This is a genomic window from Streptomyces pseudoechinosporeus, from assembly GCF_054783935.1.
Genome location: NZ_BAAGPS010000030.1, coordinates 14,509 through 40,157 on the forward strand (window position 1 = coordinate 14,509; position 25,649 = coordinate 40,157).

General features: G+C 69.7%; 16 protein-coding genes and 3 tRNA genes. 5 read left to right on the plus strand and 14 right to left on the minus strand.

Features of this window, described 5'->3' with window-relative positions:
* Positions 1-3: 3 nt before the first annotated feature.
* Both ACYVO6_RS29095 and ACYVO6_RS29100 read right to left on the minus strand, forming a co-directional pair.
* Positions 4-1,299: an extracellular solute-binding protein gene (locus ACYVO6_RS29095; RefSeq protein ID WP_461066269.1), complete on the minus strand. Its 1,296-nt coding sequence runs from the start codon at positions 1,297-1,299 to the stop codon at positions 4-6.
* A gap of 79 nt (positions 1,300-1,378) precedes the next feature.
* Positions 1,379-3,967 (minus strand): beta-glucosidase, encoded by a 2,589-nt coding sequence (locus ACYVO6_RS29100; protein ID WP_461066271.1) that lies wholly within the window; start codon positions 3,965-3,967, stop codon positions 1,379-1,381.
* 154 nt (positions 3,968-4,121) lie between these two features.
* On the opposite strand from ACYVO6_RS29100, the gene ACYVO6_RS29105 reads away from it, so the two are divergent.
* Positions 4,122-4,754: a TetR family transcriptional regulator gene (locus ACYVO6_RS29105; RefSeq protein WP_461066273.1), complete on the plus strand. Its 633-nt coding sequence runs from the start codon at positions 4,122-4,124 to the stop codon at positions 4,752-4,754.
* Positions 4,755-4,908: 154 nt separating this feature from the next.
* On the opposite strand, the gene ACYVO6_RS29110 is transcribed toward ACYVO6_RS29105, so the two are convergent.
* The 11 genes from ACYVO6_RS29110 to ACYVO6_RS29160 form a co-directional block, all read right to left on the minus strand.
* Entirely contained in the window at positions 4,909-8,481 is a 3,573-nt protein-coding gene (locus ACYVO6_RS29110; RefSeq protein ID WP_461066275.1) for a glycoside hydrolase family 32 protein, read from the minus strand.
* Positions 8,482-8,566: 85 nt separating this feature from the next.
* Positions 8,567-10,096 carry a glycoside hydrolase family 32 protein gene (locus ACYVO6_RS29115; RefSeq protein WP_461066277.1) on the minus strand — a complete coding sequence of 510 codons (1,530 nt, stop codon included), beginning with the start codon at positions 10,094-10,096 and terminating at the stop codon, positions 8,567-8,569.
* Positions 10,093-11,163 carry an ABC transporter ATP-binding protein gene (locus ACYVO6_RS29120; protein WP_461066279.1) on the minus strand — a complete coding sequence of 357 codons (1,071 nt, stop codon included), beginning with the start codon at positions 11,161-11,163 and terminating at the stop codon, positions 10,093-10,095. Before ACYVO6_RS29120 ends, ACYVO6_RS29115 begins: the two co-directional genes overlap by 4 nt.
* Positions 11,160-12,128, minus strand: coding sequence for an ABC transporter ATP-binding protein (locus tag ACYVO6_RS29125; protein WP_461066281.1), 969 nt, complete (start codon positions 12,126-12,128; stop codon positions 11,160-11,162). The genes ACYVO6_RS29120 and ACYVO6_RS29125 overlap by 4 nt, the downstream gene beginning before the upstream one ends.
* Before the next feature lie 3 nt (positions 12,129-12,131).
* Positions 12,132-13,088 carry an ABC transporter permease gene (locus ACYVO6_RS29130; RefSeq protein WP_461066283.1) on the minus strand — a complete coding sequence of 319 codons (957 nt, stop codon included), beginning with the start codon at positions 13,086-13,088 and terminating at the stop codon, positions 12,132-12,134.
* Positions 13,089-13,104: 16 nt separating this feature from the next.
* Complete coding sequence (locus tag ACYVO6_RS29135; protein WP_461066285.1) at positions 13,105-14,082, minus strand: ABC transporter permease; 978 nt, start codon at positions 14,080-14,082, stop codon at positions 13,105-13,107.
* Positions 14,083-14,183: 101 nt separating this feature from the next.
* Positions 14,184-15,866 (minus strand): ABC transporter substrate-binding protein, encoded by a 1,683-nt coding sequence (locus ACYVO6_RS29140; RefSeq protein ID WP_461066287.1) that lies wholly within the window; start codon positions 15,864-15,866, stop codon positions 14,184-14,186.
* 75 nt (positions 15,867-15,941) lie between these two features.
* Entirely contained in the window at positions 15,942-16,964 is a 1,023-nt protein-coding gene (locus tag ACYVO6_RS29145) for a LacI family DNA-binding transcriptional regulator (protein WP_461066289.1), read from the minus strand.
* A 690-nt stretch (positions 16,965-17,654) separates the two neighbouring features.
* Positions 17,655-17,728: transfer RNA gene (locus tag ACYVO6_RS29150), tRNA-Ile, on the minus strand.
* A 167-nt stretch (positions 17,729-17,895) separates the two neighbouring features.
* A tRNA-Asn gene (locus tag ACYVO6_RS29155) sits at positions 17,896-17,968 on the minus strand.
* Positions 17,969-17,973: 5 nt separating this feature from the next.
* Positions 17,974-18,046, minus strand: a tRNA-Asn gene (locus tag ACYVO6_RS29160).
* Positions 18,047-18,193: 147 nt separating this feature from the next.
* Here ACYVO6_RS29160 and ACYVO6_RS29165 point away from each other — a divergent pair.
* From ACYVO6_RS29165 to ACYVO6_RS29180, 4 genes are all read left to right on the plus strand, one after another.
* Entirely contained in the window at positions 18,194-18,502 is a 309-nt protein-coding gene (locus ACYVO6_RS29165) for a hypothetical protein (RefSeq protein WP_033320955.1), read from the plus strand.
* A gap of 341 nt (positions 18,503-18,843) precedes the next feature.
* Positions 18,844-20,295 (plus strand): FGGY family carbohydrate kinase, encoded by a 1,452-nt coding sequence (locus ACYVO6_RS29170; protein WP_461066292.1) that lies wholly within the window; start codon positions 18,844-18,846, stop codon positions 20,293-20,295.
* A 191-nt stretch (positions 20,296-20,486) separates the two neighbouring features.
* On the plus strand, positions 20,487-22,220 hold the full coding sequence (locus ACYVO6_RS29175) for an ABC transporter ATP-binding protein (RefSeq protein ID WP_461066294.1): 1,734 nt from the start codon (positions 20,487-20,489) through the stop codon (positions 22,218-22,220).
* Positions 22,220-24,199: an ABC transporter ATP-binding protein gene (locus ACYVO6_RS29180; protein WP_461066296.1), complete on the plus strand. Its 1,980-nt coding sequence runs from the start codon at positions 22,220-22,222 to the stop codon at positions 24,197-24,199. The genes ACYVO6_RS29175 and ACYVO6_RS29180 overlap by 1 nt, the downstream gene beginning before the upstream one ends.
* A 46-nt stretch (positions 24,200-24,245) precedes the next feature.
* Here the strand turns inward: ACYVO6_RS29180 and ACYVO6_RS29185 are convergent, their stop codons facing one another.
* Positions 24,246-25,574 (minus strand): RNA polymerase sigma factor, encoded by a 1,329-nt coding sequence (locus ACYVO6_RS29185; protein WP_461066298.1) that lies wholly within the window; start codon positions 25,572-25,574, stop codon positions 24,246-24,248.
* Positions 25,575-25,649 lie beyond the last annotated feature (75 nt).

Below are 25,649 nucleotides of genomic sequence, written 5' to 3' on the forward strand. Positions count from 1 at the left end.
GCTTCAGCGGCCGGTGCCGATGCTGGTGGCCTTGGACTGCAGGGTCTTCTGTGTCTCGGCGACGCTGGCCTTGCCGTAGGCGAGCTTCTCCAGCTCGCTGTCGATCGCGTCGGCGATCTGCTGCCAGGTCGTGATGGCCGGCGGGGCCTTGGTGACCTTCAGCTGGGCTTCGAAGGCCGCCATCTTGGTGTTCTGGCTCAGCTCGCCCTCCGACCAGGACTGGACGGCGGCGGGCAGGTTGCCGGAGGTGTCCGCGTACGCGGCCAGGTTCTTCGGCTCGGTGAGGAACTGGACGAACTTCCACGCCGCGTCCGCGTTCTTGGCCTCCTTGAACACCGCCAGGTCACTGCCTCCGGCCAGCCCTGCGGACTGCGTGCCCTGCGGCAGCGGCATGGTCTTCCACTTGCTGTCCAGCTCGGGGGCGTTCTTGTGAAGGTCACCGCCGGTGCTGGCGCCCTGCTGCACGGTGCCGATCAGCCCGTTCTGGATGTTCTGGCGGGCGTCGGTCTTGTCATTGGGCGTCAGACCGTCCTCGAACATGCCGCTGTAGTACTCCAGGGCCTTGGTGGCCGCGGGCGAGTCGAAGGTGAACTTCTTGGTCTCGGCGTCGTAGATGTCACCGCCCTGCTGCCACACCATCGGCAGCCAGAACAGCCAGGAGTTGAAGCCGGTCTGCAGCTGGGTGGCGTGGCGCAGCTTGGGGCTCTGCTTGCCCGCGGTGTCCTGGATGGCCTTCAGGTCCTTCAGGTAGCCGTCCCAGTCACTGGCCGGGGCGCCCGTGATGCCGGCCTTCGTGATGATGTCGGTCCGGTAGTAGATCACCGAGGTGTCGGCGATGAACGGGACACCGTAGGAGATGTCCTTGTACTTCGTGGTGTCCCACTGGCCGGGGAAGAACGCGGACTCCTTGAACGAGGCCGGGGTGGCCTGGAAGCCGTTCATGGCGGCCAGCTCGGCCATCCAGGTGGAGCCGATCAGCGACATGTCCGGGGTGTTGCCGCCGGCGATCGAAGTGGTGAGCTTCTCGTGCGCGGCGTCCCACGGCACCGCGGTGATCTGGACCGACACGTCCGGGTTCGCCTGCTCGAACTTCTTCGCCAGGCTCTCCAGGTCCTTGTCGGCCTTGTCGCCCATGGACCACATGACGAGCTTGCCCTTGGCCTTGCCGCTGCTGACCTTCGCCGGGGCATCGGCGTTCGCGGAGTCGTCGCTGCGGCCGCAGCCGGTGGCCAGCAGGGCGGCCGCGACGGTGGCGCAGGCTATCTGGACGGTTCTGGTGGTGGGACGGGTGGTTCGCATGGTGCGGCTCCTTGCGGTCGAACGAGGGTGAAGAAGAAGGGGGTGGCGACAAAGGGGGTAATCGGTACTGCCGGGTGGGTCAGCCTGCGGCGTGGAACCCGCCGTCGTCGACGGTCACCTCGGCCATGAGGCGCAGATCACGGCTGGAGCGTCCGACGTGCAGCCGGTAGCGGCCGGGCGGGGTACGCCAACGTCCTGTGGCCGTGTCCCAGATCTGGAAGGCGCGGGCCGGCACGTGCAGGTCGGCGATAGTGCGGCTGCCTGCCGCCGCCTGGACGGTGGCGAAGCCGGCGAGCAGGCGCACCGGCCGGTCGATGCCGTCCCGCGGCGGCTCCAGATAGACCTGGACGACCTCACGACCGGCCCGGGGGCCGGTGTTGGTCAAGTCCACGGTCAGGTTGAGCCCGTCTCCGCCTGCGGGGCTGGGCAGAACGGCGGAGACGGACGACTGTGAGACGGCCACGGACTCGTACGTCCAGCGGGACCAGCCGAGCCCGTGGCCGAAGGAGAAGGCCGGGGCGAGGCCGCCCTTGTCCCAGGCCCGGTGGCCGATGTGCACGCCTTCGCTGTAGTCCACGATGCCGTCGCGGGGCACGGCGTCGGGGACGGGGACGTCCTCCGCCCGGGCGGGCAGCGTCCACGGCAGTCGGCCGGACGGCTCGATGCGGCCCAGCAGGACGTCGGCCAGGGCGTGCCCGGCTTCCTGGCCCGGCAGCCACGCCCACAGCAGGGCGGGTGCCTCGTCGGCCCAGGGCAGCAGCACGGGGGCGCCGGCGTTGACGACGACGATCGTGCGCGGGTTGGCGGCGAGCACCTTGCGGACCAGGTCGTTCTGGTGGCCGGGCAGGTCGAGGGCGGTGCGGTCCCAACCCTCGGACTCCACCTCTTCGTTGGTGCCGACGACGACCACGGCCACATCGGCTGCCTGGGCCGCTGTGGCGGCCTCGGCGATCTCCTCGTACGGCGTGCACCCGGGCGGGGCGTGGCGCAACTGGGCGGTGACGAAGCGGTCGTAGCCGCCGGGCTCGACCACCGTGAGGTCGAGCCCGAGAGCGATCCGGCGCGGCTGCGGCCCCACCTCCAGGTCGATGCCCCGCAGCGGCGGGTTGCTGTGCGTGGAGTCCAAGATCAGCTCCACACCCCGGTCGTCGTCCCCGGAGAAGACCTCCTCGCCGTCCACGGTCACCGCGTAGCGGCCGACGCACCCGATCTCCAGGCGGTGCGTCCCCGGCTCGGTGAGGGTCAGCACGGTGCGCAGCACCACACGGTGCGTCTCGGGCCCGAAGTCGCGGTACCCGCTCCAGTCACCGGAGAGGCTTGTCTCGCCGCCGATGCGGTTGCCGTCGGCGTCGAGGTGGTCGGCTCGCACGCCGGCGGCACCGGTGCCGGGGTCGATGATCAGCGCGTCGGTGAGGTACGGCGGGCGCAGGCGGGAGTCTCCGCCACGGTGCACGGACAGGTGTACGTCTTCGGGGAGTGCGGCGCGCAGCCCGTCCTCGTACGACACCGTGCGCACCGCCGGGACGTAGGCGCTGCCGCCGCCCTGGAGGTACGGGGTCACGGCATTGGGGCCGATCAGCGCGACGCTGCGGATGCCTTCCGGCGCCGGCGGAAGCAGATCCGCCTGGTCGCGGCCGGCTTCCGGTGCCAGCGGCAGCAGGTCCCCCTCATTGCGGAGCAGCACCATGCCGCGGGCCGTGACCTCGCGCAGGAGACGGAACTCCTCCTCCCCCGGCCCCGTAGGGGCGGCAGGCGGCTGGGGGTTCTGTCCGGGTTCGCCGAGCCGGCCGGTGTGCCGGGCCAGGCGCAGCAGCCGCAGCACCTTGTCGTCGATGAGCCGCTCGTCCACCTCGCCCGCGCGCACGGCCTCCACAAGAGGCTCGCCCCACAGGGGGTCAGGTCCGGGCATCACCAGGTCAAGGCCGCCAACGGCGGAGGCCACGGTCGAGCGGGTGGCGGCCCAGTCGCTGACCACAGGCCCGGAGAAACCCCACTCCTCCTTCAGCACCTCGCGCAGCAGTCGCGCGTTCTCGGTCATCGGCGCCGACTCGGTGCCGTCGTCGACGCCTGAGTAGGCGGCCATGACGCTCCAGGGCTCGGCCTCGGCGAGGACCTGCTCGAACGGGGCCAGGTAGACCTCGCGCAGGGTGCGCTCGTCCAGCCGGGAGCGGTAGCGGGTGCGGTCGGTCTCGGAGTCGTTGGCCACGAAGTGCTTCAGGCACGCGCTCACGCCCCGGCTCTGCAGTCCGCGTACGAGGGCGGCGGCCAGGGTGCCGGTGAGCAGCGGGTCCTCGGAGAAGTACTCGAAGTGCCGGCCGGCGACCGGGGTGCGCTGCAGATTGACCACCGGGCCCAGGACGACGTCGACGCCCTTGCGGCGCGCCTCCGTCGCGAACAGGGTCCCCAGCCGCTCGGCGAGCTCGGTGTCCCAGGTGGCCGCCAGTGCGCTCGGTGCCGGGGCCAGCAGGCCGGTTTCGGCCGAGTCGTCGCCGGTCCCCCGCACTCCCTGCGGGCCGTCCGACATCGTCACCGCGGACAGTCCGAGGCGGGCCTCGGCCGGGAGTCTCCACAGGCTCGCGCCCGTCAGCAGCCGGACCTTGGACTCGAGATCCAGGGTCCGGATGCGGTCGGACAGTTCGGTGTCATCGGGGAGGGCAGGGCGGCTCATGCTCGTCCTTCCAGGCCGCGGTGCGGCACGAAGTGGGCGGAACAGGAGCAGGAAAGCACACTTACTAAGTACTTAGTAAGTGCTTGTGCGTAAGTTATTTCCCAGGTTTGATGTGGACGTGACCACTGATCGACAGCCCCGTAGACTCCGCACGATGAGCGAGACGCCGAACGGGGAGCGGCAGCCCCGCAGGGGGAAAAGCCTCAAAGCCCAGCAGCGACGGCAGGAGATCCTCCAGATCGCCACGGACACGTTCGCCGACCGCGGCTACAACAACGCCTCCCTGCAGGAGATCGCCGACCGCGCCGGAGTCACCCAGGCCGGCGTCCTGCACTACTTCCGCTCCAAGGCCCAGCTGCTCACCAGCGTCCTCGCCCTGCGCGACGAAACCGACATCGAACAGCTCGGCCCCGACCGCCCCCGGGGCCTGGCCTTCCTGCGCCACCTTGTCGACACCGCCCGCCGCAACACCGAACGCGAAGGCATCGTCCGCCTGTACGCCGTTCTGTCGGCGGAGAGCGTCACCGAAGGCCACCCCGCCCAGGACTACTTCCGCGACCGCTACGCGGGGCTGCGCACCTTCGTCACCGAGGCCCTCGCCGAAGCACACGAACTCGGCGAAATCCGGGCCGACTTGAACTTCGAAGACGCGGCCAACGCGATCATCGCCGTCATGGACGGCCTCCAGATCCAGTGGCTGCTCGCCCCCGACTCCGTCGACATGGCCGCCTCCACCGACCGCGTCATCACCGCACTTCTGGCAGACCTCACCGACAGCCGCACCTGATCCCAAGCGCCGCCCGGCTCCCCGACTCTTCGGCCCGCGACAGAGGCGACGCCGTGGCAACAGCGTGCACGGGGCACCGTCTGTCAGAGGCTCCGCCCCGGCACTCGTGGGCGAAGCCTCCACGGTCGCTGTCACAGGTCAACCTGACCGGCGATCACAGCTCCCTCGCGTACGTGTCCTGGTACGCCGCCCTCCCTCCGAACACGTTGAGGCCGATATGGCCGCTGGTGTACGTCGTGTCCGTCACGTCGATGATCCGCGTGCCATTGAGGAACACCTGGATGCGGTCGCCCTCGGTGAGGATGCGGACGGGGTACGTGGTGCCTCGGCGGACCAGGGCCGGGACGCGGGCGAGGGCGGCGCCGTCGTCGAAGTTGCCGTTGGTCTTGGCGACCAGGCGGACCACCCGCAGGTCGGAGTCGATGTTGAGGCAGTAGGCGTCGGTGCCGTCGGTGGAGGCGCGCCAGAGGAGTGAGAGGGCGCCGCCGGTGTCCGGGTCGGGGCCGCCGATCCGGACCAGGGTGGTGAGGTCCAGGTCCGTCGCTGTGCGCGCCGAGATGGCGTTGGAGTCCTTGTCGAAGGTTCCGGCGCGGCCCGCACTGCCCGTGGACCAGTGACCGGCGGGAGTGACCGTCAACGTGCCGAGGTTCGAGCGGAATTCACCGCCGGTCGGGGCGGCCACCAGTGGCTTCACGCGGTCCACCAGGCGGTAGGTGCTGTCCAGCCGGTGCACCGTGAGCGACTCGATGTGTGCGGTGCCGCCCTTGGCGTAGAAGGCCATGCCGTCAGCGTCCGGGGCGGGGAAGATCAGGCTTGTCACGGCGGCCTGTCCGTCCGCGCCGAATGCCTCGACCGATGACGAGTCGACGTACACGCGCAGGGTCACGCGGCCGTCGGTCGTCTGCATCGGTGCGGTTGTGCGGCCCGCGAAGTACTGGGTGAAGTCGCTCAGGCTCGATGCCGACCGATCGACGAACAGCTGGTTCGCCTCGGCGTCGTATCCGACCGTGGTGTGCTGGTCGCCGTCGGTCCGGAGCCGGAAGCCGATCTCCGTGGCGGTGCCGAGAGTGACTTCGGCCTCGATCTCGTAGGCGATGCCCGTGACGCCCGCGAGTGGGTTCGCGGAGTCGGGGCCGACGGAGAGGTTCTTGCGGGTCGTGGTGGAGGTGCGCAGGGCGGTCAGCTCCCGGACCGGGCGCTGCACCAGGCGTACGCCGTCGACGGTGTCCGTGAGGGTCAGTTCGCGCGGTGTGCTCAGCTGGCCCTTCCAGCCGCCGGTCGGGGCGCTGAACGGGTAGTCCCAGTTGCTCATCCATCCGAGCCAGACGCGGCGGTCGTCGGGCAGGCCGTAGAAGGACATGGCGGCGTAGTAGTCGCGGCCGGAGTCCGCGCGCAGGACCGTGCCGGCCTTCTGGTCGGGGGTGAAACCGGTGCCGTTCCACTCACCGGTGAAGTACTGGGCGGCCGAGCCGTTCGTGGCGCGCACGGCGCCCGTGCTCAGGGCGAGGACCCACTTCACCTTGTCCTGGTCGCCGTCGACCGGCAGCGGGAAGAAGTCGGGGCATTCCCAGACGCCGGGCGTGGCCCAGTCGCCGTAGCCGAAGGAGCTGACCTGGGTCCAGGTGAGGAGGTCGGTGGAGGTGAAGAAGCGGATGTGGTCGCCGCCGGAGACGACCATCAGCCACTGGTCGTGAGCCTCGTCGCGGATGACCTTCGGGTCGCGGAAGGTCCAGCCGGCGTCGGGGCCGCCCGGGTTCTGCACGGCCGGACTCGAGCCGCCGTGAAGCTGCCATGAGCGGCCGTTGTCCTTGCTGTACGCGATGCGCACGCTGGCGTTCCCGCCCGGCTTGTCCGGGTGGTAACTCGTGTAGTACGCGATCAGACCCGAGCCGCCGTCGAAGAGACCGGAGGTGTCGTCGGCATCCACGACCGCGCAGCCGGTCCAGCAGTGGCCGTACGCGTTCCAGGGCAGGGTGATCGGCAGGGCCTGCCAGTGGACGAGGTCGGTGCTGACCGCGTGCGCCCAGCGGCCCTCGTCCTGATGGAAGAGGTGGTACTCGCCGTCGTGGTACAGCAGGCCGCAGGGGTCGCTGGTGGAGCCGGTGAGCTGGGAGTAGTGGTACGTGGGGCGGTACGGCTCGGTGAAGTAGTCGGCTGTGCTGCGGGCCTCGACGTTCTGGAAGTACGACGTCCCGTGCGCGGCCGTGGTGCCGACCGCTCCGCCCGTGGTGCGGGACACGCGGGTTCTCAGCGCCCGTACGCCGTCCATGTACACCTCGATCGTCCTGCCCGTCGCGCGGGCCTCGACGCGGTACGTGCCGCCGGCCGCGATGCGCCGGACCGAGCCGGAGGCGGAGGCGAGGCGGGTGCCGGAGGAGCGGTCCAGTAGGACGACGGCGTTGCGGCCTGCTTCCAGGCGGGCTTCGTAGCCGCCGGAGCCGTTCGCGGACGCGCGCAGGACGAGGCCGGCCGAGGACGAGGCGCTGCCGGGTGTGATGTCGGCCCTCGCCACCAGGTCGCCGTCGGTGAAGGGGGCCGTGCGCAGGCCGTTCTCGCCGCGGATGCCGCGCAGGTCGGGGGTCCAGGTGCCGGATCGGGCCGTCCAGCCCTGGAGGCCGGTGACGAGGTCGGCGGCTGAGATGTTCTCGAAGGACACCGCGCCCGCCGATGCCGTGACTGCGAGTCGGCCCTTCGTGTGGGTCGAGTCCTGGGCGGTGATGACGGGGGAGTAGCCGTCGGGGGAGAGGAAGTTGGTCTGCCAGCGCACGCGCAGTTCGTCGCCCTCGGCTTCGACGCGCAGACGGTAGACCGTGTCGGCCTTGATGGTGGTCGTGTACGTGCCGAGGGTGACGTTGCCGTCGATGCGATAGAGCCTCAACCTGCCCTGTCCCGGGTCGACCTGGACGCCGTAGCCGCGCGTGGCCGTGGCGTCCGTGCGCACCAGCAGTGAGGCGACCGCGGAGGCGCCGTGCAGAAGCAGGTCGGCCTGCAGCGCGGTGTCGTACGCCTGGGTCATGGTGACGGCACGGGCGGTGGCCCCTTGGGCCGGGTCCGCGCGCCAGCCCAGCGGACTCGCCGTCCAGGTGCCGCCGCTCGTGGTCCAGCCGGTGAGGTTGGTGGTGACTGAGGAGAGGGAAGGCGGGCTGAAAGTGACCGTGCCGGCCTGGGCGAGCAGGCCCACCGAGCCGGTGTCGTGGCGGTGGTCCTCGGTGTGGAGGAGCCGCTTGCCGTCGACGTGCACCGTCAACTCCGGTCCGTCGACGGCCACTTCGAGGTCGTAGGACTTTCCGGTCCGCGCACCCGGCAGTGGCGCGGTGGCGAGTGTGTCGCCGCCGGCCAGGTCGTAGAGCCGTATGCGGGCGCGGCCGGGGTCGAGGGTGACCGCGTATCCGGTCGAGCCGTCGAGGGCTGCCCGGAACACCAATGCGCCTACGGAGGAGGCGGATTGGGGCGTCATGCGGGCCGCGTACGTGCCGTTGGCCGCGAGTTGCTGCTCGGACAGGGCGAGGGCGGGCTCGCGACGGTCGGCGGTCGCCTGCTGGCCGCCGTCGGAGGTGCGGGTCCAGGTGCCGGTGACGGGGATGAGGTCGGGGATCGGAGTGGGGGCGGGGGTTGCTCCGGCGGCGCTCGGGGTGGCGGCCTGCGCTGCGGGCATGATGCCTCCGAGAGGCAGCAGGGTGGCGGCGGTGCCTCCTGCGAGCAGGAGGGTACGGCGGGACACGCTCATGGCGGCTCCTGAGGGAGAGCGGGGAAGGGTGGGCCACGGCCCGGGGGGACGTCCACACCCCGGGCCGTGGTCGTGTGTAAGACCGTCACGGCCACAGCGGCCGGGGTCCGTCGGTGAAGGCCGACGCCATCTGCCAGGCGTCGAACTGCTCCAGGGTCACGTCGCCGTCGGCACCGATACCGACGCCGACGGCCTCCTCGGGGCGGGTGGGGTAGATGCGGGCGGCCAGCGGACGCCCGTTCGCGAAGATCTCCAGTGCGGAGTGGTCGACGAGGACGCGCAGGTCCACACGGCCGTCGGCGTCCAACGGCAGCTCTCCGTACCGGGGTTCGGTGTCGACCGTCGGGTCGAGGCTGCTGGTCTCGCGGTGCAGGCGGAGCATGCCGCATACACCGTCGTGCCCTCTGAAAACCTCCACGACCGTGCGCTCCGCACCGTCCGGTGTCTCGCGGACCACGAGCCGGGCTGTCGCCCCGGGGGCCAGGCGCAGGGTCGTTTCGATGTCCAGCTGGTCACCGCGCACGGGGTGCAGCCGGGTGTACGGGTCGGTCAGCAGGCCCGCCGCCACCTGCACGCGCTCCCGCCGCAGCGCGGCCAGTTCCGGCACCGGGGCCTGGTGCAGGTGGCCGTCCGTGCCGAGCGTGATGACCCTCGGAAGGGACATCACCCCGCACCAGCCGGCCTGCGCGTTCGCCTCGTCCGTCCGGCCCTCCTGGAGCCAGCCGAACATGATGCGGCGGCCGTGCTCGTCGCGGGTGGACTGGGGAGCGTAGAAGTAGCGGCCGCCGTAGTCGAGGCGGTGGAGGGCGGTCGGGGTGAAGGTGTCGCCCTGGTAGCGGCCGGTCCAGTACAGGGGGTGGTGGGTGGTGCCCTCGTCCCAGGCGGAGAAGACGAGTACGTCCGTGTCGTCGCCGATGCCGAACAGGTCGACGCACTCCCACAGCGTGCCGGTCCAGTCGAGTTCGCCCCGGTTCTGCGAGGCGTCGCCGGTCAGCAGGGAACCGACGTAGCGCCAGTTACGCAGGTCGTCCGACTCGTACAGGAAGGCCGTGCCGCCGACTCCCCGGATGCCCGAGCCCACCAACTGCCGCCACACCGTGCCCTCGCCGGAGTCCTCCCGCCATACGCAGTGGTCGCGGAAGGCGGTGGTGTCGAGGCCCTCGGGCGGGGCGGTGATGACCGGGTTGGCCTGGTCCTTGGTCCAGTACCTCAGGTCTGCTGATCCCCTTGCCACGCAGGGGAGTTCGCGGTCTCCGTGCCTGCCCGAGTAGACGAGCGTGGGCACTCCGCCGTCGTCGACGAGGACTCCGGACCAGCAGCCGTCGCGGTCGGGGCCGTCGGTGCCGGGGACGAGGGCGACCGGTTCGTCGGTCCAGTGGACGAGGTCGGTGCTGGTGGCGTGGCCCCAGTGGATGCGGTGGTGGGCGGGGGCGAGCGGGTTGTACTGGTAGAAGAGGTGGTAGACGCCGTTCCAGTGGGTCAGCCCGTTGGGGTCGTTGAGCCAGCCGCCGGGCGAGGTGAAGTGGAAGCGGGGGCGGTGGGGGTCGCGATGGGCGCGCTCGGCCAGCCCCTCGGCGGTGGGAGTGCCGGAGGGGAGGGTGAGGTCGTGGGTCATGCGGCGGTGGTCTCCGCTTTCTCAGTGGCGTCGGTGTCGTCGGTGGTCTCGCCGTCCGGCCGGTCGGTGGCCTTGAGGACGCGGCGGGCGATGTCGGAGGCGGGTGCGCGCAGGTGGCAGCGCACCCAGTGGGGTTGTCCGTCGTCTTCGCCGACGATGTGGCGGACGGGCTCGGTGCGGCTGCACGTGCCGTCGTCGCCGTAGGGGCAGGACGTGGGGTTGAGGATCGCCTCGCGCAGCTTGGCGCGCTCGACGGGGTCGTAGCTCCCTGCCCGCTCGGGGTCGGGTACGGCGGACAGGAGGAGGCGGGTGTAGGGGTGGGCGGGGGCGTCCATCACCGCCAACGCATCGCCGCCCTCGACCAGTTCGCCGGCGAACATGACCATGGTGGTGTCCGCGAGGTAGCGCGCGGAGCCCAGGTCGTGGGTGATGTAGAGCATGGCGATGTCCCGCTCGTCGCGCAGGCGCCGCATCAGGTTGAGCACGCCGACGCGCACGGAGACGTCCAGCATCGAGGTCGGTTCGTCGGCCAGGATCAGCCGGGGCTCCACTGCCAGCGCGCGGGCGATGGCGACGCGCTGACGCTGGCCGCCGGAGAGTTCGTGCGGGTAGGACTGCAGCATGTCCTCGGTCAGGCCGACCGTCGTCAGCAGCTCGCGCAGCGCCTCGGGTGTGGCGGGGTGGCCGTGCAGGACGAGGGCCCGGGTGAGGAAGTGCTCGATGCGGTGGACGGGGTTGAGTGAGCCGAAGGGGTCCTGGAAGACCATCTGGACCTTGCGGCGGTACGTCCGTGACGCCCGGCGCCGCTCGGTGCGCAGCACGTCCTCGCCGTCCAGCAACACCTCACCGGAGGTGGGCTGTTCGAGGCGGGCGAGGCAGCGGGCGATGGTGGACTTGCCGCTGCCGGACTCGCCGACCAGGGCGGTGATCCGGCCGGCCGGCAGGTCGAAGGACACGTCGTTGACGGCACGGACGCGGCGCCGGGAGAACACGGTGCCGACCTGGAAGTCCTTGGTCAGGCCGCGTACGGAGAGCAGGGGTGCGTTCGGTTCGGTGGGGTCGGTCATCGGGAGGCTCCTTCCGGACTGCGGGCCGCACTGCGGGCCACCCACCGGCCGGGCGCGACCTCGCGCAGGTCGGGGATGTTCATGGAGCAGTCCGAGCGGTCCTCGGGGCAGCGGACGTGGAAGCCGCAGCTGTCGGCGGTGCGCGGGGCGTCGAAGAGGCCGGTGAGCTGGCGGCGCGGGCCGGTCAGCGGCGGGAAGGCGTTCATCAGCGCCTCGGTGTACGGGTGGAGCGGCTTCGCGAACAGGTCCTTGGCGTCGGCGAGTTCGACGATCCGTCCGCCGTACATCACGCCCATGCGGTCCGACAGCTCGACCATCAGGGACATGTCGTGGGTGATGAAGAGGATGGAGAAGCCCAGTTCCCGCTGGAGGTCGCGGATCTGCGCCATGATCTCCTGCTGCACGACCACGTCGAGCGCGGTGGTCGGCTCGTCCATGATCAGCAGCCGGGGGCGGAGCGCGACGGCCATGGCGATGACCACGCGCTGGCGCATCCCGCCGGACAGCTGGTGCGGGTACGCCTTCAGCCGTCCGGGGTCCATGCCCACCAGCTCCAGCAGCTCGCCCGCCTTCTCCCGCGCGGCCCGCTTCTTCAGCTTCTCGTGGGTGGTGAAGATGTCGACGATCTGCTCGCCGATGGTGAGGACGGGGTTGAGGGAGTTCATCGCCGACTGGAAGACCATGGCCATCTCCCGCCACCGGAAGGCCCGCAGCTCCCGCCCGTCCAGGGCGAGGACGTCCCGGCCCTGGAAGCGGATGCTGCTGCCCGCGGTGATCTCCGCCGGGGGCTTCAGCAGCCGCATCACCGCGTTGGCGATGGTCGACTTGCCGCAGCCGGACTCGCCGGCGAGGCCGAAGATCTCACCCGCGCCGATCTCGAACGACACGCCGTCCGCCCCGACGACCGTACGGCCGTCGCCGCGGTACTCGACCCGCAGGTCACGCACTTCAAGTACGGGGTCCATGGCTCAGCCCCTCCCTTTCGCGGTCTGCACGGAACGAGGCCGCTTCACCGAACGCAGCCGCGGGTTGGTGATCTCGTCGACCGCGTAGTTGACCAGCGCGAGCGCGAAGGCGACGAGCGCGATGCACAGCCCGGAGGGGACGAAGACCCACCACGTGCCGGTCATCAACGCGCCGTCGCTGCTGGCCCAGTACAGGTTGGTGCCCCAGCTGACGACACTGCTGTCGCCGAGGCCGAGGAACTCCAGTGCCGCCTGGGACGTGATGCCGAAGACCACACAGCCCAGCAGCGTGGTCATCACCACGGACGCCATGTTGGGGAGGATCTCCCGGAACATGATCCGCAGGGGGCGCTCTCCGGTGACGACGGCGGCGGCCACGAAGTCCTTGCCGCGGATCGACCTGGCCTGCGCGCGCAGCACCCGGGCCGAGCCCGCCCAGCCGGTGATCACCAGCACCAGGACGACCGTGGAGGTGCCCGGCGGCAGGAACGCCGCCAGGATGACCAGCAGCGGCAGGCCGGGCAGCAGCAGGAAGACGTTGGTGATCAGGGTCAGCGCGTCGTCCACCAGCCGGCCGAAGTACGCGGACGCGAGGCCCACGAGGATGGCGATGCCGGTCGCCGCGAGTCCGACGGTGAACCCGACGAACATCGAGGAGCGCGCGCCCCACAGGGTGAGTGCGAGGACGTCCTGCCCCTTGGTGGTCGTACCGAACCAGTGCGCTCCCGAAGGGGCCTGGCTGCCGGTGGAGTTGATCAGGGACGGGTCGCCGGGGGTGAGGACGGGCGCGAGCAGCGCCAGAGTTGCGAAGGCGACGAGCAGGCACAGGCCCGACAGTGCCTTCTTGCTGCCGAGGAGCTGGCGCGCCAGCCCGCGTCGCCGCTCCGCCCCCTGGGTGGGAGGTGCCGGTGGGGCCGTGGCCGGGGTCTTGCCCGCGATATCCACATCTACGGTGGTCATGTCTCGTCGGCTCCCTTCAGCGGACGCGGACGCGCGGGTCGAGGCGGACGTAGACGATGTCGACCAGGAAGTTCGCCAGGAGCACGGCCGCCGTGATGGTGAGGAAGATGCCCTGCATCAGCGGGTAGTCGAGGCCCTGTACGGCTGCGAGGAGCTGGAAGCCGATACCGGGGTAGGCGAACACGACCTCGGTGAGCAGGGCGCCGCCGACGACGAAGCCGAGGCCCATGCCGAAGTTGGTGACGGAGGGGAGCAGCGCGTTGCGGGCGGCGTAGCGGAACATGATCCGCGAGGGGCTCAGGCCCTTCGCCTCGGCCATGGTGATGTAGTCCTCGGCCGCCGTGGCGATCATGGTGTTGCGCATGCCGAGCATCCAGCTGCCGAGGGTGACGGCCACGACGGTGAGCGCCGGGAGCACCAGGTGGGTGCCGGCGTTCGAGATGAACTCGGCGTTGAGGCCGGGGGTCAGACCCGCGTCGTAGGCGTGCCGCAGCGGGAACCAGCCCAGGGTCACCCCGAACAGGTACAGCGCGCCCATCGCCAGCCAGAAGTACGGGAACGAGCCGACGAAGATCAGCAGGGGTGGGAAGGCGGAGTCGAGGACGCCGCCGCGCCGCCAGGCGGCCACGATGCCGAGCAGGTTGCCGACGACGGCCGCGACGACGAGGGCGGTGCCGCCGAGCAGCAGCGTCCAGCCGATCTGCGAGCCGATCACCTCGGAGACCGGGGTCGGGAAGCGGGAGATGGAGATGCCGAGGTCGCCGGTGAAGACGCTCTGGACGTAGGTGACGTACTGCTCCCAGAGGGGGCGGTCGTCGAGGCCGAAGAGTTTCCGCAACTGGGCCATCTGCTCGGGCTGCATCCCGCCCTGCTGCTGCGCGAACATCCGGGAGACCGGGTCGCCCGGCATGAAGCGCGGAAGCAGGAAGTTGAGGGTGATGGAGGCCCAGAAGGCAAGCAGGTAGAACCCCAAGTTGCGCAGGATGAGACGCACTGTTCGTGCTCCCTGTCGGTGGGGGTGAACGGGGGTGCGGTGCGCGGGGGCGGCCGTCCAGGTCGGGGAGGAGGACGGCCGCCGGTCCGCGCGGACTCGCGTCAGCTCTTGACGGGCTTCAGCGACGTGAGCACGAGGATCGTGCTGCTGTTGCGGTTGCCGAGCGTGGCGTACGGGTTGTCCTCCGACGGCCAGCCGGTGAAGCGGGAGTCGGTGTACGCGCCGAACTCGGGTCCGGTGAACAGGGGCACCGCGGGCGCGTCCTCGTCGTACAGCTTCTGCAGGGCGTTGACCTGCTCGCGCTGCGCGCTCTCGTCCGTGGCGGCGGCGAAGGCGTCGATGAGCTTGTCGGCCTTCGGGTCGGCGAAGCGGTGGTAGTTCTGCGTGGCCGTCTCACCGACGGGCTTGAGCATGCCGCTCGACATGACATCGCGGAAGTACTCGTACGGGGTGGCGCCGTTGTTGCTCCACACGATGCCGGTGTCGAAGGTGCCCTGCTCGTACGATTTCTGCACGGCCGCCCAGTCGGGCGTCTTCACGGTGGCGGTGATGCCGACCTTCGCAAGGTTCTGTTTGATGATGTTGGCGGCCGAGATCCAGTCGGAGGAGGCGGAGCCGACGGAGATGTCGAGCGTGAAGTTCTTGCCGTTCTTCAGCTTCCGCTTGCCGCCGCTCTCCTTGTAGCCGGCCGCATCCAGGGCCTTGGCCGCCGCGTCGGTGTCGTACGTCGTCCAGGTGCAGGACGCGGCGAGGTCCTTGTCGCGCCACTTGTCGTACGTGCGGGCCAGGCCCGTGCAGTCAGCCGGCTTGGCGTAGCCGTTCATCGCGACCTTGGTGATCTGGTCGCGGTCGACGGCCATGCTGAGCGCCTTGCGCACGGCCGGGTCGTTGTAGGGGGCCTTGGTGGTGTTCAGCTGCCAGTTGATCATTGCGCCGGCAGGTGGGTTCCAGTAGTGGTTGTGCTCCTTGTCCTTGGCGACGAAGGACTTCTCGATGTCCGGGATGAACGACTGCGACCAGTCCACCTCACCGTTGGTGAAGGCGAGGTTGGCGCTGTCGTTGCCGGAGAAGGCGAGCATCCGGATGCCGGCGATCCGCTGCTTGGCGGGCTGCCAGTAGTCGGGGTTCTTGCGCAGCTCGTACGACTGGGCCTGGAACTTGTCCAGCTTGGTGTACGGGCCCGTGCCGACCGGGTTCGGGTTGGTGAACTTCGCCGGGTCCTCGACCTTGGACCAGATGTGCTTCGGCATGATCTGCTGGCCGGCGATCTCGAAGAAGCCGGGCGAGAAGGGCTTGTTGAAGGAGAACTGCACCGTGTGCGCGTCGACCGCGGTGACCTTGTCGAGGTACTCCAGGCCGCCGAGCACCTTCTTGCGCAGCTCGAAGGTGTAGACGACGTCGTCGGCGACGAGCGGCTTGCCGTCCGACCACTTCACGCCCTCACGCAGCGTGAAGGTGAGGGACTTGCCGTCCTTGGCCTGCTCCCACTTGGTGGCCAGCCATGGTGTGTCCTTGGAGTCCGCCATGCTGTGCACGACCAGCGGCTCGTAGACGGCCTCCTTGGTCATGGGGGCGGCCTGCGGGGAGAGCGGGTTGAAGTTGCGCGTGAACGTCGCCAGATCCTCGCGCGGGATGGTGAGCAGCTGGTTGCCGGAGGTGTCACCGGCGCCGGAGGCGCCCGAGCCACCCGTACAGGCGGACAGGACGAGGGCTGCGGCGGCGGTCGCGGTGACCGCTCTCAGGACGGCCCGTGGCCGCCGTGAAGGTATGCGGGAGGGTGCCATAATGGAGACTCTTTTCCTCTCTTCAACACACAGGGCGAAGGCGGGGATGGGATTCCTCGGCGGGCTGATTAGCGGTCAGACCGACGAGCGTTCGAGCAGCGGGCAGTCGATCGTCACCCGGTGGGTGTCGAGCGGCTGCCCCGCTGCGAGAGCGGCGAGCATGTCGACGCCCTTGGTGCCCATGGCCTCGAAGGGCAGGGCGAGCGTCGTCAGTTTCGGCCGCAGATAGGCGGCGATGAGTTCCTGGTTGTCGAACCCCACCACGGCCACGTCGTGCGGGATGCGCAGCCCACGTTCCTTGATCGCGTCGTACGCGCCCATCGCCATCCGGTCGTTGCCGCAGAACAGCGCGGTCGGCCGGTCGGCGGCCGGACGGTCCAGCAGTTCGCAGGCGGCGGTGTAGGCGCCGTCGGCGGTGGCCCAGCCCGAGAAGACGAGGGTGGGGTCGGGGGTGATCCCGGCCTCGTACAGGGCACGCTCGTACCCCTCGCGCCTGCCGATGGCGGCCGGGATCGCCGGGTCGAGGTTGATGAACCCGATGCGGGTGTGACCAGCCTCCAGGAGCCGACGGGTCGCCTTGTATCCGCCCGATACCTCGTCGGGCAAGATGCACGGCAACTCACCTTCCGCGTCGTAGCAGTTGACGAGCACCGTCGGCACCTCGCGGGCGGCCTTCGGCAGAGTGACAGCCCGGTGCCAGGTCGTGGCGTACAGCAGCCCTTCCACCCGGTGCTCCAGCATCTGGTCGAGCGCGGCGGCCTCCTGGGCAGGATCGCCCTCGCTCGCGGCGATCAGCAGGAACCTCCGGTCGCCCCAGGCGCGGCTCTGCGCTCCCGTGATCACCTCGGCCGCGAAGGGGCCGGTCACGATCTCGGTGATCAGCCCGAACCACCCGCTGCGGTTCGCGGCCAGCGCCCGCGCCCCGGCGTTGGGCCGGTAGCCGAGCTCGTCGATCGCCTCCAGGATCCGCCGACGGGTCTCGTCGGGGATGGCGGCACCGGGCTTGTCGTTGAGGACGAAGGAGACCGTGGTCCGCGAGACGCCCGCATGGCGTGCCACGTCGCTCATGGTCACGCGACGCGTCTTGTTCGTGGCCACTTTCAGTTCCTTTCGGCCGCACGGAGGCGTGACATCGCCTCCGGTTTCGCGCTTTAATAACGCGCGTTACTTCCGTGTGGCAGGGAAGTTACGTCCGTCTTGAGCGGCATGTCAATACCTATGCAAGGGCTGCATCAGGCCACCGGCCCAGTGCCCTTCGCCGGTACAGTCGCGGGACGACCCGTACCGACCGGACCCATGCGGGGCGCGGCAGCCGGATCCGTTGGGGCGCCGCAGCCCACAGTTCACCGGGGCCGCACTGGCCGGGTCGGTGGAACGGGCGCCGAATCCGAACAGCCGGCACCCCCTACGCACTGTTGCCACGGCGTCGCCTTGGTTGCGGACCGAAGAGCCGGGAGCCGAGCGGCGCTTGGGATCAGGTGCGACTGTCTGTGAGGTCCGCCAGGAGCCCGGTCGCTACCTCCGCCCTCACTGCCATGGGAGCCCAGCCCCTCACCGACGCCTTCCGAATACCGGTGTCCTCACAGCGTCCCCACACTACGGACGCATTCACTTCCCACGTCTTGCGCCACGTACGTATCCGACGCATCTTCGCAGGTCAGGCTCATGTCAGTAGATGATTACCTGGCCCGCAACGAACTCGCGAGCAGCGGATTCAGTCCGTTCAGGCAAAGTTGACGCTCCGACACCCAAAAATGAACGTTTCCGCAGGTCAGAGGCCTGCGCAGGTGGGGCGGGTGGGACTCGAACCCACGGCCGACGGATTATGAGTCCGCTGCTCTAACCGGCTGAGCTACCGCCCCGTCTACGGCGCGTCGCGCACATTTGTGCGCGCCGTCTGCCGCAGCATAGCCGCTCATACGATCTCCTGCTTCGGATGGTCGGCTACGCATGACCATGAGGACAGCGCCGCAGGCTGCGCGGTTCCGCCGGACATGAAAAAGGACCCCTGAGGGGTCCTCTTCCGCTGCTCTCCCGACTGGACTCGAACCAGTAACCTGCCGGTTAACAGCCGGCTGCTCTGCCAATTGAGCTACGGAAGATCGAGCTCCCCCGACTGGACTCGAACCAGTAACCTGCCGGTTAACAGCCGGCTGCTCTGCCAATTGAGCTACGGAGGATTGTCTCGTTGCATCGAACGTACCTCCCTGGGTATTCGCCAGAGGGCAGGCGCTCGCTGCGACACATACATTAGCGCAAGCAGGGGGGTGCTCCGCCAATCGGTTCTCCCCCACGACCGATGCCGACTCAAGGGAAGGGTGGCCGTCATGCGCTATCGACTGACGTTCGTTGCCGGACTGGCCCTGGGGTACGTCCTGGGCACACGAGCCGGGCGCGAGCGTTACGAGCAGTTGAAGAAGTCCGCGCGGGAGATCGCCCAGAACCCCGCGGTGCGCAACACCGCGGAGTCGGCCGCCCAGCAGAGCCGGCAGTTCGCGGGCAAGGCCTACCACGTGGTGAGCGAGCGGGTCGGTGACCGCGTCCCGGACTCGGTGGCGGAGCGCGTACGGCATCTGCGTGAGCGCAACACGAACGGCGCGGCGGCGCACGACGACTGGGGCACCAGCAACACGTAGGCGCTCCGCTGAAGGTGCAGTGATTCGGCTGCGGGCCGGTGGGGGCTGGTCGCTCCCCCACTCTCGGCTCCTCCCCCACTCTCGGCTTCACTCGAGCGGGGGGACCCCCATGAGCGGGGGGACCACCATCGCGGCGGAGCCGCATATGTCACAGCCCCGCGCCCCTAAGAGGCCTGCGGCCTCCCTAGGGGCGCGGTACCGCACCGGGCAGCCGAACGGAGTGCCCTGCGCCACGTGCACGACCCAGTACCGGCAACACATAGCAGGTCAGCGCACAAGCGGTACGAGGGCCTCCGGCAGAGCGGCACGGTGAGCTCCGGCGGTACGGCAGAATTTCCGCCATGGGGATAGTCGCCGGGCTGGACAGTTCGCCCGATTTCACTCGCATCGTCGTCTGCGACGCGGACAGCGGAGCCGTGCTCAGGCAGGGGTACGCCCCGCATCCGCTCGACGGCGCCGAGGGCGGTCGGCCCTCGGACGTCGACCCGCAGGCCTGGCTGCTGTCCCTGGGTGAGGCGGCGGGTGGTGGGCTGCTCGAAGGTGTGCAGGCCATCGGCGTCTCCGCGCAGCAGAACGCGCTCGTTCCGCTGGACACGCAGGGCAATACGGTGCGCCCGGCGCTGGTCGGCGGGGACAAGCGGGCGCAGGTCTGCGCCGCCGAACTGGTCGACGCGCTCGGTGGCCGGGAGGCGTGGGCGCAGGCCGTGGGCACTGTGCCGGGGGCGGCGCAGCCGGTGACGAAGCTGCGCTGGATGGTCAAGAACGAGCCGGACGCCGCGCTGCGGACGGCCATGCTCATGCAGGCGCACGACTGGCTGGTGTGGCAGCTGCTCGGCAGACCGGCCCGCCGGACCACGGACCGGGGCGATGCCTCCAGTACGGGGTACTGGTGCGCGGTGAACGGTGCGTACCGGCCCGATCTGGTCGAGCTGGCGCTGGGGCATCAGGCGCTGCTGCCCGACGTGCTCGGTCCGTCGGAGGCCGCGGGGACGACGCCCGAGGGGCTGCTGATCTCGGCGGGGACGGGCGAGACGATGGCCGCGGCGTTCGGCCTGGGGATCGGGCTCGGCGACGCGGTGGTGTCGCTCGGTGCCTCCGGGTCCGTGATGGCCGTACACCACGAGGCGCTGGTCGATCCGTCCGGGATGATCACATCGCTCGCGGACGCGACGGGCATGCATCTGCCCGTCGTCACCACGCTGAATGCCGTACGGGTGCTGCGCGGGAGTGCCGAACTCCTCGGGCTGCCCGACCTGGAGAGCCTGTCGGACCTGGCGATGAAGTCGACGCCGGGCGCCCACGGACTCGTACTGCTGCCGTATCTGGAAGGGGAGCGGACGCCCGCTCTGCCGCATGTGGCGGGGACGCTGGCGGGGCTGCGGCGGGAGTCGATGCGGCCCGAGCATCTGGCGCGGGCCGCGTTCGAGGGCATGCTGTGCGGGCTCGCGGACGCGCTGGACGTGCTGCGCCGGCGGGGCGTTGAGGTGCGGCGGATCTTTCTGCTGGGTCCGGCCGCCGAGCTGCCGGCCGTGCAGGCCTGCGCGCCCTCGCTGCTCGGTGTGCAGGTCGTGGTGCCGCAGTCCGCCGACTACGCGGCGATCGGCGCGGCGCGGCAGGCGGCCTGGGCGCTCGGCGCCTCGCAGGGCACCCTCGATCCGCGGCAGCCGCCCGCCTGGCAGGGCGCGACCGCGCAGATCCTGGACCCCGGCGACGAGGTGGCGGTGGGGGCGGCGGTGCGACAGCAGTACACGTCGGTACGGGACCAGACCCACCCGGGCGCCGTCGTGCTCTGAACGGGCAACCCGACCGACGGCCGCGCGCCCAGAGCGATCACCGCAGGACGCCGGAGCCGGGCGTTCCGGACGCTTTGGGAGGTTCTTGAAACGCTGTTGGCGTAATTGGTTGGGGTAACGCCGGTGGAATGTTCGACGATGAGGCGTGGTGCGTCACCACTCACCCCTGTCGCCGACTCCGAGAGACCAGCGTGCTCATACGACTCCTGCGTGCCTATCTCAGGCCGTACAAGAAGGCCATCTCCTTACTGGTGCTGCTGCAGTTCCTCCAGACCTGCGCCACCCTCTATCTGCCCACCCTGAACGCGGACATCATCGACGACGGTGTCGTGAAGGGCGACACGGGCTACATCCTGTCCTTCGGCGCGTTGATGATCGGTGTCTCGCTGGTTCAGGTCGTCTGCAACATCGGCGCCGTCTACTACGGCGCCCGTACGGCCTCGGCGGTCGGCCGGGACATCCGGGCCGGCGTCTTCGACCGGGTGCAGTCGTTCTCCGCGCGTGAGGTCGGCCACTTCGGGGCGCCGTCGCTGATCACCCGCACCACGAACGATGTGCAGCAGGTGCAGATGCTGGCCCTGATGACGTTCACGCTGATGGTGTCGGCGCCCATCATGTGCGTGGGCGGCATCGTCATGGCGCTCGGTCTGGACGTACAGCTGTCCGGAGTGCTCGTCGCCGTGGTGCCCGTCCTCGGCATCAGCGTGACGTTGATCGTGCGGCGGCTGCGCCCGCTGTTCCGCACCATGCAGGAACGGCTCGACAACGTGAACCGGGTGCTGCGCGAGCAGATCACCGGCAACCGCGTCATCCGCGCCTTCGTCCGGGACACCTACGAGGAGGAGCGCTTCCGCAAGGCCAACGTCGACCTCACCGAGGTGTCGCTGGGCACCGGGCGGATTCTGGCGCTGATGTTCCCGATCGTCATGACGGTGGTGAACGTCTCGTCGATCGCGGTGGTGTGGTTCGGCGCGCACCGTATCGACAGCGGCGGGATGCAGATCGGGGCGCTGACCGCGTTCCTCGCCTATCTGATGCAGATCGTGATGGCCGTGATGATGGCCACCTTCATGTTCATGATGGTGCCGCGCGCCGAGGTCTGCGCCGAGCGCATCCAGGAGGTCCTGGACATGAGGAGCAGTGTCGTGCCTCCGAAGGCTCCTGTACGTGAACTGCGGCGGCACGGTCATCTGGAGGTCCGTGAGGCCGGTTTCCGTTACCCGGGTGCCGAGGAGCCGGTGCTGAAGTCCATCGACCTGGTGGCGCGGCCCGGCGAGACGACCGCCGTGATCGGGTCGACCGGCAGCGGCAAGTCGACGCTTCTCGGGCTGGTCCCGCGGCTGTTCGACGCCACGGACGGTGAGGTCCTCGTCGACGGCGTGGACGTACGGACCCTTGAACCACGGCTGCTCGCGCGGACCGTGGGCCTCGTACCGCAGAAGCCGTATCTCTTCGCGGGCACGGTGGCCACGAACCTGCGGTACGGGAATCCGGACGCGACCGACGAGGAGCTGTGGCACGCGCTGGAGGTGGCGCAGGCCAAGGACTTCGTGCAGCGGCTGGAGAACGGGCTCGACTCCCCCATCGCGCAGGGCGGCACGAATGTGTCGGGTGGTCAGCGGCAGCGGCTCGCCATCGCCCGAACCCTCGTACAACGCCCGGAGATCTACCTCTTCGACGACTCCTTCTCGGCGCTCGACTACGCGACGGACGCGGCCCTGCGTACGGCGCTGGCGCGGGAGACCGCCGAGGCGACCGTCGTGATCGTCGCGCAACGCGTGTCGACCATCCGTGACGCCGACCGGATCGTCGTACTCGACGAGGGGCGGGTCGTGGGGACGGGCCGCCACCACGAGCTGATGGCGGACAACGAGACGTACCGGGAGATCGTGCTCTCCCAGCTGACGGAAGCGGAGGCAGCCTGATGGCCGGGCCCATGGGGCGGATGATGGCCGGGGGCGGTCCCGACCAGCAGTCGATGGACTTCAAGGGATCCGGGAAACGGCTGCTCGCGCAGTTCAGGCCCGAGCGGGCCACGATGTACGGGATGCTGCTTGCCGTCGTCCTGAGTGTGGGCCTGTCTGTGCTGGGCCCGTGGATCCTCGGGCGGGCGACCGACCTGGTCTTCGCGGGGGTCGTCGGGCGGGGGATGCCCGAGGGCGCCACGAAGGCCGAGGTGCTGGCCTCCATGCGGGAGCGTGGTGACGGCGGGATGGCCGACATGCTCTCCGGTACGGATTTCACGCCGGGCAAGGGCATCGACTTCACCGCGGTCGGTGAGGTGCTGGGGCTCGCGCTGCTGGCGTTCGCGGCGGCCGGGCTGCTGATGGCCGTGGCGACGCGGCTGGTCAACCGGGCCGTCAACATGACCGTGTACCGGATGCGGGAGGACGTGCAGATGAAGCTGTCGCGGCTGCCGCTGTCGTACTTCGACCAGCGGCAGCGCGGTGAGGTGCTCAGCCGGGCGACCAACGACATCGACAACATCGGTCAGACGCTTCAGCAGTCGCTGGGCCAGCTCGTCAACTCGCTGCTCACCATCGTCGGCGTACTGGCGATGATGTTCTGGGTGTCGCCGCTGCTGGCGCTGGTCGCGCTGGTGACGGTGCCGCTGTCGTTCTTCGTCGCCACGTGGGTCGGCAAGCGGTCGCAGCCGCACTTCGTGCAGCAGTGGCGGTCCACCGGCAAGCTCAACGCGCATATCGAGGAGATGTACACCGGGCACACGCTCGTCAAGGTCTTCGGGCGGCAGGACGAGTCGGCGGCTCAGTTCGCGGAGCAGAACGAGAAGTTGTACGAGGCCGGGTTCAAGGCGCAGTTCAACAGCGGGGTCATGCAGCCGCTGATGATGTTCGTGTCGAACCTCAACTATGTGCTGGTGGCGGTGGTCGGCGGACTGCGAGTCGCGTCCGGTGCGCTGTCGATCGGTGATGTGCAGGCCTTCATCCAGTACTCGCGGCAGTTCTCGATGCCGCTCACCCAGGTCGCGTCGATGGCGAACCTCGTGCAGTCGGGGGTCGCGTCGGCGGAACGCATCTTCGAGGTGCTCGACGCGGAGGAGCAGGAGGCGGATCCCGTGCCGGGGGTTCGGCCGGAGGAGGTGCGGGGGCGGGTCGCGCTGGAGCACGTGTCCTTCCGCTACGACCCCGAGAAGCCGCTCATCGAGGGCCTGTCCCTGAAGGTCGAACCCGGCAACACGGTCGCCATCGTGGGCCCGACAGGGGCGGGCAAGACGACGCTGGTGAATCTGCTGATGCGGTTCTACGAGGTCACCGGTGGGCGGATCACGCTCGACGGGGTCGACGTCGCGAAGATGTCCCGCCACGAGCTCCGGGCCGGGATCGGGATGGTGCTCCAGGACACCTGGCTGTTCGGGGGGACTATCGCGGAGAACATCGCGTACGGGGCTGGAGTAGAAGGGGCGGCGCGAAGCGCCTCCGGCAAGGGTGGTGGTGGGCGACGGGTGGGCGTGACGCGCGGGGAGATCGAGGAGGCGGCGCGGGCCGCTCACGCTGACCGGTTCATTCGTACGCTGCCGGATGGCTACGACACCGTGATCGACGACGAGGGGTCGGGGGTGAGCGCGGGCGAGAAGCAGCTGATCACCATCGCGCGGGCTTTCCTGTCCGATCCGGTGATCCTGGTGCTGGACGAGGCGACAAGCTCGGTCGACACCCGTACGGAGGTGCTGATCCAGAAGGCGATGGCGAAGCTCGCCCACGGGCGTACGTCGTTCGTGATCGCGCACCGGCTGTCGACCATCCGGGACGCCGACACGATCCTGGTGATGGAGAACGGGGCGATTGTGGAACAGGGCGCCCATGGGGAGCTGTTGGCGGCGGACGGTGCGTATGCGCGGCTGTACAAGGCGCAGTTCGCGCAGGCGGTGGTGGAGGTGGAGTGAGGGGGTGCGCGGGTGCCGCTGCGCGTGTCGCAGCGGCACCCGCGGTTCAGTCCAGGTAGCCCCGCAGTTGGTCCGCGAACGCATGGTCCCGCAGCTTGTTCAGCGTCTTCGACTCGATCTGGCGGATCCGTTCGCGCGTGACGCCGAAGATCCGCCCGATCTCCTCCAGCGTGCGCGGACGCCCGTCCGCAAGGCCGTAGCGGAGTTGGACGACCTTGCGTTCGCGTTCGCCGAGCGTCGACAGCACCGCCTCGAGATGCTCCCTGAGCAGCAGGAACGCCGCCGACTCCACCGGAGACGTCGCGTCGCCGTCCTCGATCAGGTCACCCAGCGCCACGTCGTCCTCCTCGCCCACCGGGGCGTGGAGGGAGACCGGCTCCTGGGCGAGCCGCAGCACCTCGCTGACCCGCTCGCTCGGCAGGTCCAGCTGGCCGGCGACCTCCTCGGGAGTCGGCTCGTAGCCGCGCTCCTGGAGCATGCGCCGCTGCACGCGGACGACACGGTTGATCAACTCGACGACGTGGACGGGGACTCGTATGGTCCGGGCCTGGTCGGCGAGGGCCCGGGACATGGCCTGCCGGATCCACCAGGTCGCGTACGTCGAGAACTTGTACCCGCGGGCGTAGTCGAATTTCTCGACGGCCCTGATCAGGCCCAGGTTTCCTTCCTGGACGAGGTCGAGCATGGTGAGGCCGCGCCCGACGTACCGCTTCGCGACCGAGACCACGAGCCGCAGGTTGGCCTCGATGAGGCGGCGCTTGGCCATCCGCCCCATCACCACCAACTTGTCGAGGTCGAGGGCGAGTTGGCTGTCCAGGTCGAGGGACGGGGTGCCCGCCAGCTTCTCCTCGGCGAAGAGGCCCGCCTCGACGCGGCGCGCGAGCTCCACCTCCTCGGCGGCGGTGAGCAGGGGGATCCGGCCTATCTCCCGCAGATACTGGCGGAACAGGTCCGAGGAGGGGCCGCCGGTGTCGGCCGGGCGCCCACGGGGCGGCAGCGCCTCGACGGGCGGCGGCTCGGGGGCCTCGGTCTCGACGGCTGTCTCGACGGCCGTCCCGACCGCACCGGCAGGCGGCTTGTCGGGATCGGGCGGTGGGCTCCCCGACTCGGTTTCGGGATGGTGCGCGACGCGGCTCTGTTGCGGAACCGCCGGGATGACGTCCGCCTCCGCGTCCGTCGTGTTGTCGGTCTGGGTCAGGGTCTGGGTCTGCACGGGGGCGACCTCCAGGGTGATCGCTGCTGAGGCGTGCGGCAGCGGTACTTCGCGAACGGACTCGACGGCCGCGCCGCCATCCGTCCCGTACACGTTGAGCGGAACCGCGGGGATGGAGGACCCGTCGCGTTCGGGTCGGCCGCGCTCCGAGGACTCAGGCACCGGAACCCAGTGTGGAGTACGACACATCCTCGCCACGAGGGGCGTGCGGTGACTTTTTGAGTCCGGTCCGTGACC